The 16,544-nt window shown below is 63.2% G+C and carries 16 protein-coding genes and 1 tRNA gene; 9 read left to right on the top strand and 8 right to left on the bottom strand.

Annotated elements, in window-relative coordinates:
* Nucleotides 1-115: 115 nt before the first annotated feature.
* From ACWGTI_RS18420 to phaC, 3 genes are all read right to left on the bottom strand, one after another.
* Nucleotides 116-190: transfer RNA gene (locus tag ACWGTI_RS18420), tRNA-Glu, on the bottom strand.
* A gap of 103 nt (nt 191-293) precedes the next feature.
* Nucleotides 294-1,442: a YcbK family protein gene (locus tag ACWGTI_RS18425; RefSeq protein WP_454588431.1), complete on the bottom strand. Its 1,149-nt coding sequence runs from the start codon at nt 1,440-1,442 to the stop codon at nt 294-296.
* A 359-nt stretch (nt 1,443-1,801) separates the two neighbouring features.
* The gene (gene phaC / locus ACWGTI_RS18430) at nt 1,802-3,637 is read right to left on the bottom strand and encodes a class I poly(R)-hydroxyalkanoic acid synthase (protein WP_454588432.1); all 1,836 of its coding nucleotides are present in this window, start codon (nt 3,635-3,637) and stop codon (nt 1,802-1,804) included.
* Between the two features lie 43 nt (nt 3,638-3,680).
* On the opposite strand from phaC, the gene ACWGTI_RS18435 reads away from it, so the two are divergent.
* The 5 genes from ACWGTI_RS18435 to recJ all read left to right on the top strand — a co-directional run bounded on the left by ACWGTI_RS18435 (nt 3,681) and on the right by recJ (nt 9,900).
* A complete protein-coding gene (locus ACWGTI_RS18435; protein WP_454588433.1) occupies nt 3,681-4,145 on the top strand; it encodes a hypothetical protein in 465 nt (154 codons plus the stop codon).
* A 90-nt stretch (nt 4,146-4,235) separates the two neighbouring features.
* On the top strand, nt 4,236-5,453 hold the full coding sequence (locus ACWGTI_RS18440) for an LL-diaminopimelate aminotransferase (protein WP_023681615.1): 1,218 nt from the start codon (nt 4,236-4,238) through the stop codon (nt 5,451-5,453).
* 48 nt (nt 5,454-5,501) lie between these two features.
* A complete protein-coding gene (locus tag ACWGTI_RS18445; RefSeq protein ID WP_454588434.1) occupies nt 5,502-6,815 on the top strand; it encodes a homoserine dehydrogenase in 1,314 nt (437 codons plus the stop codon).
* 256 nt (nt 6,816-7,071) lie between these two features.
* Nucleotides 7,072-8,055, top strand: coding sequence for a class II fructose-bisphosphatase (glpX, locus tag ACWGTI_RS18450; RefSeq protein ID WP_454588435.1), 984 nt, complete (start codon nt 7,072-7,074; stop codon nt 8,053-8,055).
* A 60-nt stretch (nt 8,056-8,115) separates the two neighbouring features.
* Nucleotides 8,116-9,900: a single-stranded-DNA-specific exonuclease RecJ gene (gene recJ, locus ACWGTI_RS18455; RefSeq protein ID WP_454588436.1), complete on the top strand. Its 1,785-nt coding sequence runs from the start codon at nt 8,116-8,118 to the stop codon at nt 9,898-9,900.
* Nucleotides 9,901-9,915: 15 nt separating this feature from the next.
* Here recJ and ACWGTI_RS18460 read toward each other — a convergent pair whose 3' ends face one another.
* From ACWGTI_RS18460 to folE, 3 genes are all read right to left on the bottom strand, one after another.
* Nucleotides 9,916-10,887, bottom strand: a complete 972-nt coding sequence (locus ACWGTI_RS18460; protein ID WP_454574166.1) for a patatin family protein — start codon at nt 10,885-10,887, stop codon at nt 9,916-9,918.
* 84 nt (nt 10,888-10,971) lie between these two features.
* Nucleotides 10,972-11,430 (bottom strand): phosphoribosyl-AMP cyclohydrolase, encoded by a 459-nt coding sequence (gene hisI, locus ACWGTI_RS18465; RefSeq protein WP_454588437.1) that lies wholly within the window; start codon nt 11,428-11,430, stop codon nt 10,972-10,974.
* Nucleotides 11,431-11,596: 166 nt separating this feature from the next.
* Complete coding sequence (folE, locus tag ACWGTI_RS18470; protein WP_454588438.1) at nt 11,597-12,223, bottom strand: GTP cyclohydrolase I FolE; 627 nt, start codon at nt 12,221-12,223, stop codon at nt 11,597-11,599.
* A 241-nt stretch (nt 12,224-12,464) separates the two neighbouring features.
* Between folE and ACWGTI_RS18475 the strand changes: the two genes are divergently transcribed.
* Nucleotides 12,465-12,911: an iron-sulfur cluster assembly scaffold protein gene (locus tag ACWGTI_RS18475; RefSeq protein ID WP_454588439.1), complete on the top strand. Its 447-nt coding sequence runs from the start codon at nt 12,465-12,467 to the stop codon at nt 12,909-12,911.
* Nucleotide 12,912: 1 nt separating this feature from the next.
* Here the strand turns inward: ACWGTI_RS18475 and ACWGTI_RS18480 are convergent, their stop codons facing one another.
* Nucleotides 12,913-13,845, bottom strand: coding sequence for a LysR substrate-binding domain-containing protein (locus ACWGTI_RS18480; RefSeq protein WP_454588440.1), 933 nt, complete (start codon nt 13,843-13,845; stop codon nt 12,913-12,915).
* A 93-nt stretch (nt 13,846-13,938) separates the two neighbouring features.
* On the opposite strand from ACWGTI_RS18480, the gene ACWGTI_RS18485 reads away from it, so the two are divergent.
* The 3 genes from ACWGTI_RS18485 to blaOXA all read left to right on the top strand — a co-directional run bounded on the left by ACWGTI_RS18485 (nt 13,939) and on the right by blaOXA (nt 15,498).
* Nucleotides 13,939-14,097, top strand: coding sequence for a hypothetical protein (locus tag ACWGTI_RS18485; RefSeq protein WP_454588441.1), 159 nt, complete (start codon nt 13,939-13,941; stop codon nt 14,095-14,097).
* A gap of 90 nt (nt 14,098-14,187) precedes the next feature.
* Nucleotides 14,188-14,562, top strand: coding sequence for a membrane protein insertion efficiency factor YidD (gene yidD / locus ACWGTI_RS18490; RefSeq protein WP_454588611.1), 375 nt, complete (start codon nt 14,188-14,190; stop codon nt 14,560-14,562).
* A gap of 123 nt (nt 14,563-14,685) precedes the next feature.
* Nucleotides 14,686-15,498, top strand: a complete 813-nt coding sequence (gene blaOXA / locus ACWGTI_RS18495) for a class D beta-lactamase (RefSeq protein WP_454588442.1) — start codon at nt 14,686-14,688, stop codon at nt 15,496-15,498.
* A 6-nt stretch (nt 15,499-15,504) separates the two neighbouring features.
* Here the strand turns inward: blaOXA and ACWGTI_RS18500 are convergent, their stop codons facing one another.
* Nucleotides 15,505-16,401, bottom strand: a complete 897-nt coding sequence (locus ACWGTI_RS18500) for an SAM-dependent methyltransferase (protein ID WP_454588443.1) — start codon at nt 16,399-16,401, stop codon at nt 15,505-15,507.
* Nucleotides 16,402-16,544 lie beyond the last annotated feature (143 nt).

A 16,544-nucleotide genomic window follows, 5' to 3' on the forward strand; every position in this document is an offset into this window, starting at 1 on the left:
CGAACCCTGTCCTTCTACTGAAAACATCAGTTTGATTCGGACGACGATGGCAGCTGGTTTTCGGGTCTCTTATCGGGACCAAACTTTGCTGAAAAGGCTAACTCATTGAAAAGACTGGTACGCCCAAGGGGAATCGAACCCCTGTTACCGCCGTGAAAGGGCGGTGTCCTAACCGCTAGACGATGGGCGCGCTCAGACGAAGCGGCTTATAATTGCGTTGGTGCCAACCGGCAACCCATCAGCGGCCACATGCGACAACTTTTTTCAAACACTGGGTAAGAGCGGAGAAAAACTTACCCGCGCCGGCGGCAGCGCCAGTTCCAGTCGCGCTCGGGGCCGACATCGACGTGGACGGATTCGGTGTGGCAGTAGGTGCCGACGCCGCCACGGCCGGGCATGGTCCTGATGTAGCTCGCCAGCTCCCACTTCGAGACGCCCGGCACCTGGATGTCGGCGGCGGCGCAATACATGTGCAACGAATTTTTCGCACCGTTGGCGCGGCGGTTGCGGGCGGGATCGCGGTAGCCGGAGGTGACCATCATCTTGCGGCCGTAATGGCCCTCGATGGTCTTCAGCACGCGCACCAGGGACGGCTTCAGGCAGGCGACGTCGACGCTTTCGTTCTGCTTCAAGAGGCCGTTGGGCGCCAGCCGGGCGAGGCCGGCGGCGGAAGCCACCTGATAGGCGCCGCCCGAACCCTCGTCTTCGTTCAAATCGACGTCGCTTTCATCATCGATGCCGGATTTGCGCTTGATCTCGAACAGTGCCGTCTGGCGCACGCCGGGCAGCGCATCGCTGCCGGTGATGTGGTTGCTGCTGTCGTCGCCGAGCGAAGCAAGCTGCACCGGCTTGTCGGCCGAACTGGCCGAAGCCAGCGTGACGATCGGTTTTGCCGGCGCTGCCTTGGGCTGCGCAGCAACCGCCGGCTGTTCGCCCGATCGGGAGCTGATCAACGGAGCGGGTGCAGCCGAGGCTGGTGCGGTGCTGAACAGCGAAGCGAGGAAACCCTTCTTCGGCGCGTCGACCTGCTGGGGTGCGGCGGCCGTCACGTAGACCTCGTTGGTCGCAGGGGCTGCGGCCGCCGGTTTCGGTGCGGTCACGCCGGCATCGGCGGCCGCAACCTTCTGCGCCACGCCGTCCGTTGCGGCCGCGGTCTGCGCCGGCTGTTGCAGCGCCTGCGGCGTCTGGCCGACGATGGTTTCGGCGCTGGCGGGAACGTTGACCGGGAAGCTGGTGCCGGGCTTGGCTATCGGCACATAGGCGACCTGCTCGGGCAGCGTAGCATCGCCCGCGGCCGTCATCATCATTTGCGGCCCTGCCGATGTGACCTGCGCAGTCGATGTGACCTGCGCGGTCGAATCGCCCGGAGCTGCAGGGCTGGTGGCGGAAGCCGCCGCGATGTCGGAAGCAGTGGAGTTGTAGCCGGGCATGCCGACGGACATTGTCGGGTCGCCGGCGGAGGTGCAGGACGCCAGAAGCACGGAGAAAAGCGCTGCCGCAACGGTGCGACCCTCTCTCCCCGCGAGACGCGAACCTACTGATTTCAAAACTAAATTCCCCCTCGGTGTCCGGTCTGCCGGCTATTGGTGCGGCGTCGAAACGTTCACGTCCAATACCCTAGTGTTCCCAAACCGGAAACGAGACTTGTGTCAATTCTGCAAGCCTCTGAATTAATCGCTCGTTGGAGGCGAATTGAGGCGTCTTGATGGTTGACGACACCATTTCGCCCCGTTTTGGCGGCCCGTCAACTCACCAGACATTACATTCCGTTACAGAAGGGCACCTTCAACAGGCGCCGCCGTTACACACGCACCTTAACATAGGTGCCGGGGGCATCACCCAGGGTTTTCATATGCTTGCCCGGTTTACGGGCCGGAACGAGGGTGTCGTCCTGGGTCTCGATCCAGTGCTGCCAGTGCGTCCACCAGGAGCCGGGATGCTCCACCGCCGAGGCAAACCACTGGCCAAAATCGCCCATTGGCTTGCCGCCGGTCCAGTACTGGTACTTCTTGGCTGCCGGCGGGTTGACGACACCGGCAATGTGGCCGGAGCCGGCCATCACATACTCGACGTCGCCGCCGAAATATTGCGAACCGAGGAACACCGACAGCGCCGGCGCGATGTGATCTTCCTTCGACGCAAGGTTGTAGACCGGGATGGTGACGTCGGCCAACGACACAGTACGGCCGGCGAGCTCCATCACGCCGCGCGTGAGGTTGTTCTCGAGATAGCAGTTGCGCAGATAGAAGGAATGGTTGGCGGCCGCCATGCGGGTGGAATCGGCGTTCCAGTAGAGCAGGTCGAAGGGCAGGGGATCCTTGCCGCGCATGTAGTTGTTGATGACATAGGGCCAGATCAGGTCGCCCGAGCGCAGCATGTTGAAGGCGGTCGCCATCTTTGTGCCGTCGAGGTAGCCCTTCTCGTTCATCGATTTCTCGACAGCCGCAACCTGGTCCTCGTCGACGAACACTTTGAGGTCGCCGGCGTGGGTGAAGTCGACCTGCGTGGTGAAGAAGGTCGCGGATTTGATGCGGTTGTCGCCTTCCTGCGCGAGGAGCGCGAGGGCTGCCGCCAAAAGCGTACCACCGACGCAATAGCCGATGGCGTTGACGTCCTTTTCGCCGGTGGCTTTCTCGACCATGTCGAGGCCGTATTGCAGACCCTCCCGGATATAGGCCTCCCAGCCCTTGGCGCCGTGGCGCTCGTCGGGGTTGATCCAGGAAATGACGAACACGGTGTGGCCCTGCTCGATAGCCCAGCGGATGAAGGATTTTTGGGGGTTGAGATCGAGGATGTAGTATTTGTTGATCCAGGGCGGGCAGATCAGCAGCGGGCGTTTGAGCACCGTTTCGGTCGTCGGATCGTACTGGATGATCTCGGCGACATCGCTACGCCCGACCACCTTGCCGGGTGATGTCGCGACATTCTTGCCGATCTCGAAGGGCGAATAGTCGGCCTGCCTCAGCTTCAGGTCGCCCTTGCCGGCGGCGATGTCCTCGGCCAGCATCTTCATGCCGCGTACCAGGTTTTCGCCATTGGAGGCGACGGTTTCGCGAAACAGCTCCGGATTGGTCAGGATGAAGTTCGACGGCGAGATGGCGTTGGACACCTGCTTGACGTAGAAGCTGGCCTTGTGGCGGGTGTGCTCGTCGAGCCCTTCCGCGTGGTCGACCAGGTCGGATGCCCAGCGCGAGGTGACGAGATAGGCCTGTTTAAGGAAATCGAAGAAAGCGTTGCGGCCCCATTCAGGGTCCTGGAAGCGCTTGTCGCCGCGCTCGGGCTTGACCGCATCGTCCGGCGCCTCGGCGTTCGGACTGACCTTCTGGATGGCGTTGCCCCAGACGGTCATGTAGCCGGCGAACAGCCGCGTCTGCGCTTCCAGCGCGCGCTGCGGGTCGGCAAGCCAGTATTCCGAGAGCTTGGAAAAGGTTTTGACCATGTCGACCACGGGCTCGGCGACGTGATCGCGCACCTCACCCTTTTCGCGCGGCTCGGCCCAGGCGGAGGCCGCCTTGCCGGCCTGCTCGACCATGCGCGCCATGTTCAACGCGAAGCGTTCCGGGTCTTTCACCAGATATTGCTCGACGGTCGAAGATTGATCATCTTCCGCTTTGCTCGAATCAGGTGCTTGGGACATGGCTCGCGGGGTTCCTCCCGAGGCGTTTTCTTGACATATTATCATGGGACATCTGACCGGGTCCAATGTGCTGTACCCCGGCTGCCAGGAAAACAATATGACGATTAACACCGGCAAGACCATTTATTCGGGAGCAGGTCGCTCTTGCCGCATCGCTGTTGCGATCGCGTGTCTGGCGCCGGGTCTGCTGGCAGCAGGCGGTTGCACGAGCGCCAACACCGGCAACGGGATGAATGTCGGCCTGACCCAGGGCGCCCAGGACACCGGCTCCTATCCCAATCTCAACATCCCACCGCAGGTGGCGGCAAAGCAGCTCACGCCTGAGGAGACCCAGGCCAAGCTTGCCCTGTTAAAGGGCGAACAGCAGGGGCAAGCGGCCAAGGGCGGCGGCGGTGTCCCGTCCACAAGCCCGGCGGCCCTGAACTCGCTGGCGAAGAACCATGGCAAGGACACGCTGAAGCAGATCGAAGCCAAATGCGACCCCGCCCTCGACCCTACCTGCAAATAGAGCTATATGGCGCGCCGAAAGCCGCCTTTTCCAAGGTCCGCTTAGCCAAGCCAACTCTGCCAAAGCCAATTCTAATCGTCTGGAACTGACATGGAAGAATTTCACAAGGTCCGCCGGCTTCCGCCTTACGTGTTCGAGCAGGTCAACCGGCTGAAGGCCAGTGCCCGTTCGCGCGGCGCCGACATTATCGACCTTGGCATGGGCAATCCGGACCTTCCGACGCCGAAGGCGATCGTCGACAAATTGTGCGAAGTGGTGCGCGATCCGCGCACGCATCGCTATTCCTCCTCGCGCGGCATTCCCGGTCTGCGCCGCGCCCAGGCGGCCTATTACCAGCGTCGCTTCGGCGTGAAGCTCAATCCCGATACGCAAGTGGTGGCCACGCTCGGCTCGAAGGAAGGCTTCGCCAACATGGCGCAGGCGATCACCGCGCCCGGCGATGTGATCCTGTGCCCGAACCCGACCTATCCGATCCATGCTTTCGGCTTCATCATGTCTGGCGGCGTCATCCGCTCGCTGCAGGTCGAGCCGGATGACGGATTCATTCCGGCGCTCGAGCGCGGTGTCCGTCACTCGATCCCAAAGCCGCTGGCGCTGATCCTCAACTATCCGTCGAACCCGACGGCGTTGGTCGCATCGCTCGATTTCTACAAGGACGTCGTCGCCTTCGCCAAGAAGAACGACATCATCATCCTGTCGGATCTTGCGTATTCGGAGATCTATTTCGACGGCAATCCGCCGCCTTCGGTGCTGCAGGTGCCGGGCGCCATCGATGTCTGCGTCGAGTTCACCTCGATGTCGAAGACCTTTTCCATGCCGGGCTGGCGCATGGGCTTTGCCGTCGGCAATGAGCGGCTGATCTCGGCGCTGACCCGGGTGAAGTCTTATCTCGACTACGGCGCCTTCACGCCAATTCAGGTCGCGGCGGCTCATGCGCTGAATGGCGATGGCGCCGACATCGCCGAAGTGCGTGAGGTCTATCTGAAGCGCCGCGACGTCATGGTCGACGCCTTCAGTCGCGCCGGCTGGACCATTCCCGCACCAGCGGCCTCGATGTTCGCCTGGGCGCCGATCCCAGAGCCGTTCAAGCATCTCGGTTCGCTTGAGTTTTCCAAGCTCCTGATCGAGCACGCCGACGTGGCGGTGGCGCCGGGCATCGGCTTTGGCGAGCATGGCGACGATCATGTGCGCATCGCATTGGTCGAAAACGAGCACCGGATCCGGCAGGCGGCGCGCAACATCAAGCGGTTCCTGGCGTCCAGTGCCAAGCAGCCGAACAATGTGGTGCCGCTCGCCGCGCATCGCTAAGCCTGCGGCACATCCTATTTGAGCAGATTTTGAGGGGCGTCGCCGGACATGGCTGAAGCGTTGCGTGTTGGAATTGCGGGTCTCGGCACCGTCGGCGCGTCGGTCGTGCGCGTGCTGCGCGACAAGGGGGCCGAACTGACCCGGCAATGTGGCCGCGATGTTGTTGTCACCGCCGTTTCGGCCCGCGACCCCAGGCGCGATCGCGGCGTCGATCTCGGCGCAGCCAAATGGTTCGACGATCCGGTCAAGATGGCGCAGACCGCCGATATCGACGTTTTCGTCGAACTGATCGGCGGCGACGAAGGGGCGGCGCGCTCGTCGGTCAAGGCAGCACTTGAGGCTGGGCGTCATGTCGTCACCGCCAATAAGGCGCTGTTGGCCAAGCATGGCGTGGCGCTCGCCGAAATCGCCGAGAAGAAGGGCGTGCTGCTCAACTATGAAGCGGCGGTGGCCGGCGGCATTCCGGTCATCAAGACGATGCGCGAGGCGATGGCCGGTAATTCGGTCACCCGCGTCTTCGGCATCTTGAACGGCACCTGCAACTACATCCTGACCCGCATGGAAGCCGAGGGTATTTCCTTCGACGAGTGCCTTAAGGACGCGCAGCGGCTGGGCTATGCCGAGGCTGACCCGACCTTCGACATTGAGGGCCATGACACCGCGCACAAGCTGTCGATCCTGACCAGCCTGGCCTTCGGCACCAAAATTGCCGCCAACGACATCTACATGGAAGGCATTTCCAACATCAGCCAGGCCGACATCCGTGCCGCCGGCGACCTCGGCTACCGGATAAAACTGCTCGGCGTGGCCCAGCGCACCGACAGCGGCATCGAGCAGCGCGTGCACCCGACCATGGTACCGACCGCTTCGGTTATCGCGCAGGTGCATGGCGTGACCAATGCGGTGGCGATCGAAACCGACATTTTGGGCGAGCTTCTGCTCTCCGGCCCCGGCGCCGGCGGCAACGCCACCGCCTCGGCGGTGGTCGGCGACATCGCCGACATCGCCAAGAGCCGGCCGGGTTTCCAGCACGGTCCGGTTTTCGGCCTGCCGGCCAAGGAATTGCGCCCCTACAAGAAGGCTCAGATGCGCAGCCATGCCGGTGGTTATTTCATCCGGCTCACAGTGCATGACCGCATCGGCGTCTTTGCCGCGATCGCCAAGCGCATGGCCGACAACGACATTTCGCTGGAGTCGATCGTCCAGCACGCGGCCGGGTCGGAAACCGACGCGCAGAAGACAGTGATCCTGGTCACCCACGAGACGACGGAAGCGGCAGTGCGCAAGGCTGTCGACGGCATCACCAAGGACGGCCATCTGACCGACAAGCCGCAGGTCATCCGTATCGAGCGGGCAGGGTGAAGGGAAGTCATCTTTCCCTTAATCGATTGATATTGCTGCAATTTCGAAAAATTGACACGGCAAGTCTTGCCCTTGTCATGGAGCTTTGACACAAGAAGCGCGCCCCCGGAGCATGATGCCGAAAAGTGTGAAGCGGTTTTCGGACGACATCATGCTCTATCTCTTTTGATTTGGAGCCGGATTCAGATTTCAGGTCGAACAGCCCTGAAATCATCCGGCTCTAGCGGAGGCGGGTTGTGAACGAGGATTTCTCCCGATGAATGTGGCCCAGAACATTGTCGCCGGTCTCGACAGGATACTCACCATGGAAGTCGTGCATGTCACCGAACGCGCCGCGGTCGCGGCCGCCAGGCTGCGCGGGCGCGGCGATGAAAAGGCCGCCGACCAGGCCGCCGTCGACGCCATGCGGGAGGAACTCAATCGGCTGGCCATCAAGGGTACGGTGGTGATCGGCGAGGGCGAGCGCGACGAGGCGCCGATGCTCTATATCGGCGAGGAGGTCGGCAACGGCAAAGGCCCGGCGGTCGATATCGCGCTCGATCCGCTCGAAGGCACGACGATCTGCGCCAAGAACCTGCCCAATGCGCTGGCCGTCATCGCCATTGCCGAAAAGGGCAGCCTGTTGTTTGCGCCCGATGTCTACATGGACAAGATCGCCATCGGTCCGGGCTATGCCGAAGGCGTCATCGACATCGATGCCTCCCCGGCACAAAACATCGCCAGCCTGGCCAAGGCCAAGGGTGTCGCGGTGGCCGAGATCACCGCCTGCATCCTCGACCGGCCGCGCCATGAAAAGCTCATCGAAGCGGTGCGCGCGACGGGTGCCGCTATCCGGCTGATCGGCGACGGCGATGTCGCCGGCGTCATCCACACCACCGATCCGAAGGAGACCGGCATCGACATCTATCTCGGCATCGGCGGCGCGCCGGAAGGCGTGCTGGCGGCGGCGGCACTGCGGTGTACCGGCGGCCAGATGCAGGGCCGGCTGATCCTCGACACGCAGGAAAAGGTGGCGCGCGCGGCCAAGATGGGCATTGTCGAGCCGAAGCGGGTCTATCGCGCCGAGGACATGGCGCGCGGCGATGTGTTGTTTGCCGCGACCGGCGTCACCGACGGCAACATGCTGGCCGGCGTCCAGTTCGGCAGCAATTCCATCACCACCCACACCGTCGTGCTGCGCTCGTCGTCGCGCACCGTGCGCGAGATCAAGGCGCGTCACCAGGATCTGGAAAAGTTTTGAGACTTTCCTGTTTAGCCGTCGCATATTGCCGGAAATGACAATCTGCAGACGACGCGTCCTATGACGGGCGACAAACGCCTCTTCCTCGATGTCAGGCAGTCGGCGACCGGTGTTTCCTGGGAACATCGGTTGAGCGAACGGCAGGACATGATTGCGCTTGCCATCGCGCAGGGCCATGGCGTTCCCGACATCGTCGCGCGTGTGCTGGCCGGGCGCGGCGTCACCGCCGACCAGGCCGAGCGCTTCCTCGATCCGACGATCCGCAACCTGTTGCCCGACCCGGCCTCGCTGACCGACATGGACAAGGCAACGACCCGTATTGCCGAGGCGGTCATCGCCAAGGAGAAGGTGGCGATCTTCGGCGACTACGATGTCGACGGCGCCGCCTCGTCGGCACTGCTCAAACGCTTCCTGACGCATTTCTCGGTGCCGTCGGAGATTTACATTCCAGATCGCATTTTCGAGGGCTATGGCCCCAATCCGGAGGCCATGCGCGAATTGGTCTCGCGTGGTGCGACGCTGATTGTCACCGCTGATTGCGGCACCAACAGCGCTGTCTCCATCGATGCGGCCAAGGCGGCCGGCGCCGATGTGGTGGTGCTCGACCACCATCAGGTCGGCGGTGCGCTGCCGGAAGCGACCGCGGTCGTTAATCCCAACCGCGAGGATGATCTGTCGGGACAGGGCCATCTGTGCGCGGCCGGTGTCGTCTTCCTCGCTCTGGTGCAGACGGCGAGGATACTGCGCAGCCGATTGCCCGACGCAGCGCAGCCGGACCTGCTGTCGCTGCTTGATCTCGCGGCATTGGCCACCGTTTGCGACGTGGTGCCGCTCATCGGCGTCAACCGCGCCTTCGTGGTCAAAGGACTGCAGATGGCGCGGCAGCAGAAGAATGAGGGGCTGTCCGCGCTGGCGCGGGTGTCGCGCATCGGCGAGCCGATCAGCACCTTTCATCTGGCCTATCTGATCGGCCCGCGCATCAATGCCGGCGGGCGCATCGGCGATGCCGCACTCGGCAGCCGGCTGCTTGCCACCGACGATCCGGTCGAGGCAGGCACGATTGCCGAGACGCTCGACCGGCTCAACCAGGAACGCCAGCAGATGGAGCTGGAGATGCTGGCCGCGGCGCGCGCCGAAGCCGATGCCGAGCTTGCCGGCGGCAGTGGCCCGGCCGTCATCGTCACGGCCAGTACCCACTGGCATCCCGGCATTGTCGGGCTGATTGCGTCGCGACTGAAGGACCACGCGCGCCGTCCCGCCTTCGCCATCGCCTTCAACGCCAATGGCATCGGCACCGGCTCGGGCCGTTCGGTGTCGGGTTTCGACCTCGGACGGCTGGTGCGTGACGCCGCCGATGCCGGGCTGATCGTCAAGGGCGGCGGCCATGGCATGGCCGCCGGCATCACGGTGGAACGCGCGAAACTGGGCGAACTGCGGGCCTTCTTCGAGGAGCGCGCAGCGGCCGAAGTGTTCCGGCTGCAGGACGAGGAAAGCCTGGCCATAGACGGCGCACTCGCCGCCGAAGGGGCGACGCTTGCACTGTTGGATGCGCTGGAAAAGGCCGGCCCGTTCGGCGCCGGCCATGTCTCGCCGGTGTTCGCGCTGCCGCGCCACCGGCTGGCCGACGCGCGCGCCGTCGGCACCAACCACATTCGCGCCGACCTGCAGTCGGAAAGCGGCGGCCGCATCCAGGCGATCGCCTTTCGCGCCGTCGATACCGCGCTCGGCGAGTTCCTGTTCAAGAACCGGGGCAAGACCGTGCATGTCGCCGGTTCGCTGTCGGGCAATTACTGGAACGGCAACCGCACGGTGCAGTTCCGCATCATCGACGCGGCAAGGGCCTGAGATTGCCGAATTGGTTCAAGCCAGAACCGTCTGCAGCCGCCTCAACTCGCTGATCTGCGCCATCGTCGCCTGGTAGCCGAGGCTGATGGCCTCGTCGGCGCGGTGGAATTCGGTCAGGCCGATATGGCTGAGCTTCGGCTGCAGCGACATATCAGGCGGATCGCCGGCAAGCCTTGCGCGCGAAATCCGGTCCTGGATGATGTTGAAGGCTTCGACCATGACGCCGGTGATGCCGAGGCGCGTCTGGTGCGCCTGGTGGTCGGGGTCGGCCTGGCCTGGCCGGGGCGCATCCTTCTCGATCAGCAGTTCGCCGGCGCTGTGCTTGATGACGGCGGCGCGGCCGAACAGATCGTAGTGAAGGTTGACCGCGACGACCAACGGCTGCTCGTAGGCGCGGCAGACCGAAACCGGAACCGGGTTGACCAGCGCGCCGTCGACCAGCACGCGGCCGTTGCAATTCACCGGCTCGAACACGCCGGGCAGCGCATAGGAGGCGCGCATGGCGGTGATCAGCGAGCCGCTCGACAACCAGATCTCATGGCCGGTGCGGATTTCGGCGCCCACGGCGACGAAGGGTTTCGTCAGATCTTCGAAGCGGATGCCGGCCATGTGCTCGCGCAAGCGTGCGTCGAGTTTCATGCCGCCGAACAGTCCGCTGCCGCGCAGATTGAGATCGAGCAGGCCGAAGATGCGTCGCTTGGTCAGGCTGCGGGCGAATTCCTCGAGCTCATCCAGCTTGCCGGAGAGATAGCAGCCGCCAACCAGCGCGCCGATCGAGGTGCCGGCGATCATCGATATCTCGATGCCGGCCTCGTCGAGCGCGCGCAGCACGCCGATATGCGCCCAGCCGCGTGCGCAGCCGCCGCCCAGCGCGAGCGAAATGCCTGTCTTGCCCGCAGGTAGCGGGTCAGGCACGCCGCCGGACGATGAGGGGCCATTGGCCTCCCGCATATCCGGCCTGTTACGCAATGACGCCCACTCGAGCATCATGATCTCCCTTGTCTCGCGTCCGTTCTACACTAAGGACGTTTGAGAATAGTGAATATGAGTGGTTTGCGACTGTTGAATGGTTCACGCAGGCTTCCGATACGTTTTTTCCGCATCGAACTGCGGCGTGCTGCCGTCGTCGGCAAGCATTGCCTTGCCGTCGTTGAACCCCACCGTCCGATAAAAGCATGAACGCCGGCCCGTGTGACAGGTTGCCTCGTGGCCCAACACTTTCACCCGAAGCCATATGGCGTCCTGGTCGCAGTCGATCCGCGTCTCGACGACGCTCTGAAAATTGCCGGAGGTTTCGCCCTTCTTCCACAGCGCGTTGCGCGAGCGCGACCAGTAATGGGCGATGCCGGTCTCCAGCGTCAGCGCCAGCGCCTCGGCATTCATATGCGCGACCATCAACAGCATGCCGTCTTCAGCATCGGTGACGACGACGGTGACGAGACCGCTGGCGTCAAAGCGCGGTGAAAGGACGGAGCCTTCCTCAAGCGCCCTCTTGTCTGCTGGAGCCTCGGGAAATTGCAGTGCCGGCATCGGCGGTCCTTGTTCGGTCTAAAGATGTGCTGATTTGGGAGGCCGGCCTGCACAATGGCAGCTTCCTGCGCCTCCGCTGCTCACGTATTTCAATACGCTCCGCTCTGGATCTCGGAAATCACCGTTTTCGGCTAAGTCTACGCCTTTGGAAGGTGACGGCAGACGATTACCCGCGCACCATGGTGACAAAACGGACCTGTTCCTCAGGCGTGTCCTTGAAGACACCGGTGAACGTCGAGGTCAGCGTGGTGGAGCCCTGTTTGCGGATGCCGCGCATGGCCATGCACATATGCTCGGCCTCGATCATGACGGCGACGCCGCGCGGGTTGAGCACGTCCTGGATGACGCCGGCGATCTGCGCCGTCATGGCCTCCTGGGTCTGCAGGCGGTGGGCGAAGATGTCGACGACGCGGGCGATCTTGGACAGGCCGACGACCTTACCGTCCGGCAGGTAGCCGACATGCGCCTTGCCGATGATCGGCACCATGTGGTGCTCGCAGTGCGAGTGGAACTTGATGTCCTTGACGATGACGAGATCGTCATAGCCGGCGACTTCCTCGAAGGTGCGGCCGAGCTCCTCGGCGGGGCACATGTCGTAGCCGTTGAACATTTCGAGGAATGCCTTGGTGACGCGCTTGGGCGTGTCGATCAGGCCCTCGCGCTCCGGATTGTCACCGGTCCAGCGCAGCAGCGTGCGCACGGCGGCCTCGACCTCGGCTTCGCTCGGCCTGTCGGTGACCGGCTTCTCCAGATAGTCGGAAGGGGGCATGATCTTCTTGATGACGGCATCCATAAAGGCGTCTCCCGTAGTCCCCCTCTCAGGAGGGACGAGTTGAACGGACCACGACCTTTCGGGTGTTGGAAACTCGCCCGGTTTCCAGCCCGCAAGCGGCGTGAACGAAAAGGGCAAGGACGGCGGCTTTGCGTTGCCTTGTCGATACCCGACTGCCAGCATTATATATGGTCGTGCCCGGCGAATGAAAGACGCTACAGCGGCAATCGCTGTTCGCTTGGCGGCGACGGATTGGAAAAATATGATTGATGATGTCTACAATGCGAAAATTCTGAGTTTTGCCGGAAACATCGCACGCATCGGCCGGCTCGATCATCCGGACGCGACGGCGCGCGCCCATTCCAAATTGTGCGGCTCGACGGTCACCGTCGACCTCAAGATGGACGATGGCGTCGTCACCGATTTCGCTCATGACGTGAAGGCCTGCGCGCTCGGCCAGGCCTCGTCATCGATCATGGCTCAGCATGTCATCGGCGCCAGCGCCGACGAATTGCGCGCGGTGCGCGATACCATGGTGAAGATGCTGAAGGAAAACGGCGCGCCGCCTGAGGGACGCTTTGGCGACCTTAAATATCTGGAGCCGGTGCGCGACTACAAGGCGCGGCATGCTTCCACCATGCTGACCTTCGATGCCGTGGTCGATGCCATTGGCCAGATCGAGAAGAAGCGCGCCGAAGAAGCAGCCTGACCTATATAACCATGCCCTGGGTTGTGGCTTCTGGCGGTCGTCTGCTTTGGGCAAATTCGCCACGGATCCAGTCGGCAAAGGCTTTGGCCGGCTCCGGCAGTTTCTTCAAACTTTTGGCAACCAGAAAATAGGCCCCGGAGGCGACGTCAATGTCGAAGGGCTTGACCAGCGCGCCCGACGCGATCTCCTCGCCGACCTGCAGGAGGTCGCCGAGCGCCACGCCATGGCCGAGCAGGGCTGCCTGCTTCGACAGCGACACATCCGCCAGCATCGGGCCGCGCGCCGGAATGACGTCAGCGGCCACGCCGGCCGCCTCGAACCAGCGCGCCCAGCCCTGACGGTTCTCCTCATGCAACAGCGTGTAGCGGGCGAGGTCGAGCGGCGTTTCAAGCGCCGGGCCCGACGCCAGCAAGGCCGGAGACAGGACCGGTGAATCCACCGTCGAGGCGAGCCATTCGGCCTCACTGCGCGGCCATGAGGTGGCACGCGCGCTGAAGCGCAGGGCAAGTTCGGGCTGATCGCTGCGGAACTCGATCGGCCTTGGGTCGACTTCGAGGGAGACGTCGATATCGGGCCGCAACTGGCTGAAGCGGTTGAGCCGCGGCAACAGCCATACCGAGGCCAGCGATGGCTCGACGCTGACGCGAACCACAGACTGCACCGGGGCCGCCACCAGGTCCGAAAGCAGCCTGTCGATGTCGTCGAAACTTCTGACCAGCTGATCGAGCAGACGCTGGCCCGCCTCGGTCAGCTCGACGCGGCGGTGATGGCGGTGGAACAAGGGTCGGCGCAGGAACTGCTCGAGCTCGCGGATCTGCCGGCTGATGGCGGCCTGCGAGACGAACAGCTCCTCGGCAGCCCGGCTGAAGCTCAATTGCCGGCCGGCTGCCTCGAAACTTCGCAACGCCGTCAGAGGCAGCCGCCCGCGCTTCATTCGCATAACCCAAAGTTATCCGAAGCGCAAATTATACTCGTTTGAAGGCGAGGACCAGTGGGCGTCTAATTCGCTCTCAAAGGAGATACGGACATGATCCAGTTTCTGGAAATCTTTGGCGATGTGATGCGGATCGTGACGTTTCAATGGCATGGCGACAGACGGCAGGACCGGTGTGAGCAGCGGCCGGCGAGCGTCAGTCGCTGGGCGACGCCGGCCGAGCGGCACCCGTTTCGCCGCTCGCGACCATGAAGCCGACAAAGAGGCGAGCACGTGAATGGGATTGCGTTTGCCAGCCGAAACTCACATCTATCGGCTTGGAAACGCGATACGGAGCAAATGGTGGGCGACGAGCATCGGCATGCGCATGTCGCTGGGCCGGTCCGGCGCGGGCGCAACTGGCCCGGGCCTTGGCGCAGGACGCCCGGTCGCATTCTTGGCACGTCGCTGGTGCGCCTGTACCAGCTGACGCTGTCCGGTTTTGTCGGCAATTCCTGCCGGCATCTGCCAACCTGTTCCGAATACGCGCATGAGGCAATCGCCCGCCACGGCCTTTGGGCCGGCAGTTGGATGGGCCTTTTCCGCGTGCTGCGCTGCGGGCCATTCGGGACGCACGGTATCGACCGCGTGCCGGAGGCGCTCGCCCCGCGCTATGTCTGGTTCATGCCGTGGCGTTACTGGCAGATCGGCAGGAAGCGCGGCGAAGCGGAGGCCTGACGGCAGACGCGTTTACGATCAGGTAGGGTTAACAACGGCCTGCACAAAGACTGCGCATTTGAGTCAAAATCGAGCCAAGACACTTCGCTAAGCGCCTCATGGTCATTCCCCAGGAGAGCTCGTATGCGCCGTATCGAAACCCATCCCTTCATCATTGCCGCGGTCCTGTTCCTGCTGGCCTGGTTCTTGGGATTTCCCATGCGGGCGCAATCGGCGCCGCTCGGCGATGTTCAATGCACGCTGATCCAGGACGCGACGAGCGGCGCGACGCTTTATCAGAACGGCGTCTGCGACCAGCGCGTCAGCCCGGCGTCGACCTTCAAGGTGCCGCTGGCGCTGATCGGTTACGACAGCGGCATCCTGAGCGACGCGCATACGCCGAGCTGGGGCTACAAGCCCGAGTTCAAGGCCGTGAAGCGCGACCACAAAACCGTCGACCCGACGATCTGGGAGCGCGATTCGATCGTGTGGTATTCGCGCGAGATCGTGCGCCGGCTCGGCGCTGGGAAATTTGCCGGTTATGTCTCGAAATTCGGCTACGGCAATTCGGATGTCTCGGGCGACGCCGGCAAGGACAACGGGCTCACGCAATCCTGGGTAAATTCCTCGCTCGAGATATCGCCGGTAGAGCAGACAACTTTCCTGCGCCGGTTGCTTGCCGACAAAATGCCGGTTTCTGCCAAGGCGCATGAGATGACCCGCGCCATCCTGCCGAGTTTCCAGGCCGGCGACTGGACCGTCCAGGGCAAGACAGGCAGCACCAGGCTCGGCAAGGACGGCAAGCGCTCGCTCGGCTGGTTCGTGGGCTGGGCGCAAAAGGACCGCCGCCGGATCGTCTTTGCCCGGCTTGTGGTCGATACCAAGCCGATCGACACGCCGAAAGGTCCTGCAACGCGCGCAGCGTTCCTGAAGGACCTGCCGCAGTTGGTGAGGTGAGCGATTTCAGCTGTTTCGGCGGCCACGCATGAGGTGACCGCCGGAACTCCTCGTGTCTGTCTTCGGCGCCTTGGAAAAGCGGGCGAAAATATCACGGCTTTCCAAATCCTCGATCTCATCGAAACCGAGCTCGCGAAGAGATTTGGCCAGTGCGCTGGGGACGAAGAAGCTGATCCACGGCTCGCCGACAGCGGCGACGCGCGCCGCATGGAAGGACAGGGCTGCCTGTCCCGCCGTATCGCGGTTCTCTGCCGGCTCGCTGTAGTCGAAGACGACCTCCGACCCGGGAATGCCGGCAATCCAGGATAGCGTGCCGAAGATCGCTTCCCGCGTCAGGTAGGGCACGACGCCCAGCCAGATAAAGAAACACGGCTCGGTCGGCCTCAGGCCGGCCAATGCCAGTTCGTCGGCCAGGCGCTGGCGCTCGAAATTGACCGGCACGAATGTGGTGGTGGGCGGCTCGGCAAGGCCGGCCTCGGCGAAGCATTTGCGTTTCCAGGCCTGCGTCGCCGGATGATCGACTTCGAACACAGTGAGGTCGGGGTAGGGATTGCGTAGCGCAAACGTGTCGAGACCGGCGCCAAGCACCACCAGTTGATTGATACCGCGGCGCACCGCCGCAGCCAGCCAGTCTTCGGCAAGGCGGGCACGTGCGGCCACGAACAGGCGCATGCGCCGGCCGTGGTCGTCTTCCTGCTCAAATTCCTGCGCTGCAGGCGCGGCTTCCCCCAGAATCGCGATCGCGTAGGGATCGCGAAACAGTCCTGCCTGCGGTGATATCTGGTTAAGAGCCCTCAGGCGCGCGACGCGCAGGGCGGTTCGACTGGGTAATGCGTCTTCCATTTCTATGATTTCAACCTGTGCCGGGAAAATTCGCAAGCCTTCGCGACCTGACTGCGACATCAGTGGCGACATTTCCTGACGGCTGCGCCAACGACGGCTCTTTACCTCTTACCGTGCTGCCTCTAAAACCCGCCCGCTGTTGTCGTCAGTCCAATTGGCGCCTCCGGCTCATTTTACCACCCGCGCTCGTTTGCGGGACTGGA

Source organism: Mesorhizobium sp. ArgA1 (assembly GCF_053714375.1).

Excerpts from the sequence above, each read along its gene's own strand:
- recJ (WP_454588436.1), top strand. The coding sequence starts at position 8,116 with ATGACGGGCGACAAACGCCTCTTCCTCGATGTCAGGCAGTCGGCGACC.
- ACWGTI_RS18425 (WP_454588431.1), bottom strand. The coding sequence starts at position 1,442 with ATGTCCGTCGGCATGCCCGGCTACAACTCCACTGCTTCCGACATCGCG.
- blaOXA (WP_454588442.1), top strand. The coding sequence starts at position 14,686 with ATGCGCCGTATCGAAACCCATCCCTTCATCATTGCCGCGGTCCTGTTC.
- ACWGTI_RS18500 (WP_454588443.1), bottom strand. The coding sequence starts at position 16,401 with ATGTCGCAGTCAGGTCGCGAAGGCTTGCGAATTTTCCCGGCACAGGTT.
- ACWGTI_RS18480 (WP_454588440.1), bottom strand. The coding sequence starts at position 13,845 with ATGAAGCGCGGGCGGCTGCCTCTGACGGCGTTGCGAAGTTTCGAGGCA.
- ACWGTI_RS18440 (WP_023681615.1), top strand. The coding sequence starts at position 4,236 with ATGGAAGAATTTCACAAGGTCCGCCGGCTTCCGCCTTACGTGTTCGAG.
- hisI (WP_454588437.1), bottom strand. The coding sequence starts at position 11,430 with ATGCCGGCACTGCAATTTCCCGAGGCTCCAGCAGACAAGAGGGCGCTT.
- ACWGTI_RS18475 (WP_454588439.1), top strand. The coding sequence starts at position 12,465 with ATGATTGATGATGTCTACAATGCGAAAATTCTGAGTTTTGCCGGAAAC.
- ACWGTI_RS18485 (WP_454588441.1), top strand. The coding sequence starts at position 13,939 with ATGATCCAGTTTCTGGAAATCTTTGGCGATGTGATGCGGATCGTGACG.
- ACWGTI_RS18435 (WP_454588433.1), top strand. The coding sequence starts at position 3,681 with ATGGGACATCTGACCGGGTCCAATGTGCTGTACCCCGGCTGCCAGGAA.
- ACWGTI_RS18460 (WP_454574166.1), bottom strand. The coding sequence starts at position 10,887 with ATGCTCGAGTGGGCGTCATTGCGTAACAGGCCGGATATGCGGGAGGCC.
- folE (WP_454588438.1), bottom strand. The coding sequence starts at position 12,223 with ATGGATGCCGTCATCAAGAAGATCATGCCCCCTTCCGACTATCTGGAG.
- phaC (WP_454588432.1), bottom strand. The coding sequence starts at position 3,637 with ATGTCCCAAGCACCTGATTCGAGCAAAGCGGAAGATGATCAATCTTCG.
- glpX (WP_454588435.1), top strand. The coding sequence starts at position 7,072 with ATGAATGTGGCCCAGAACATTGTCGCCGGTCTCGACAGGATACTCACC.
- ACWGTI_RS18445 (WP_454588434.1), top strand. The coding sequence starts at position 5,502 with ATGGCTGAAGCGTTGCGTGTTGGAATTGCGGGTCTCGGCACCGTCGGC.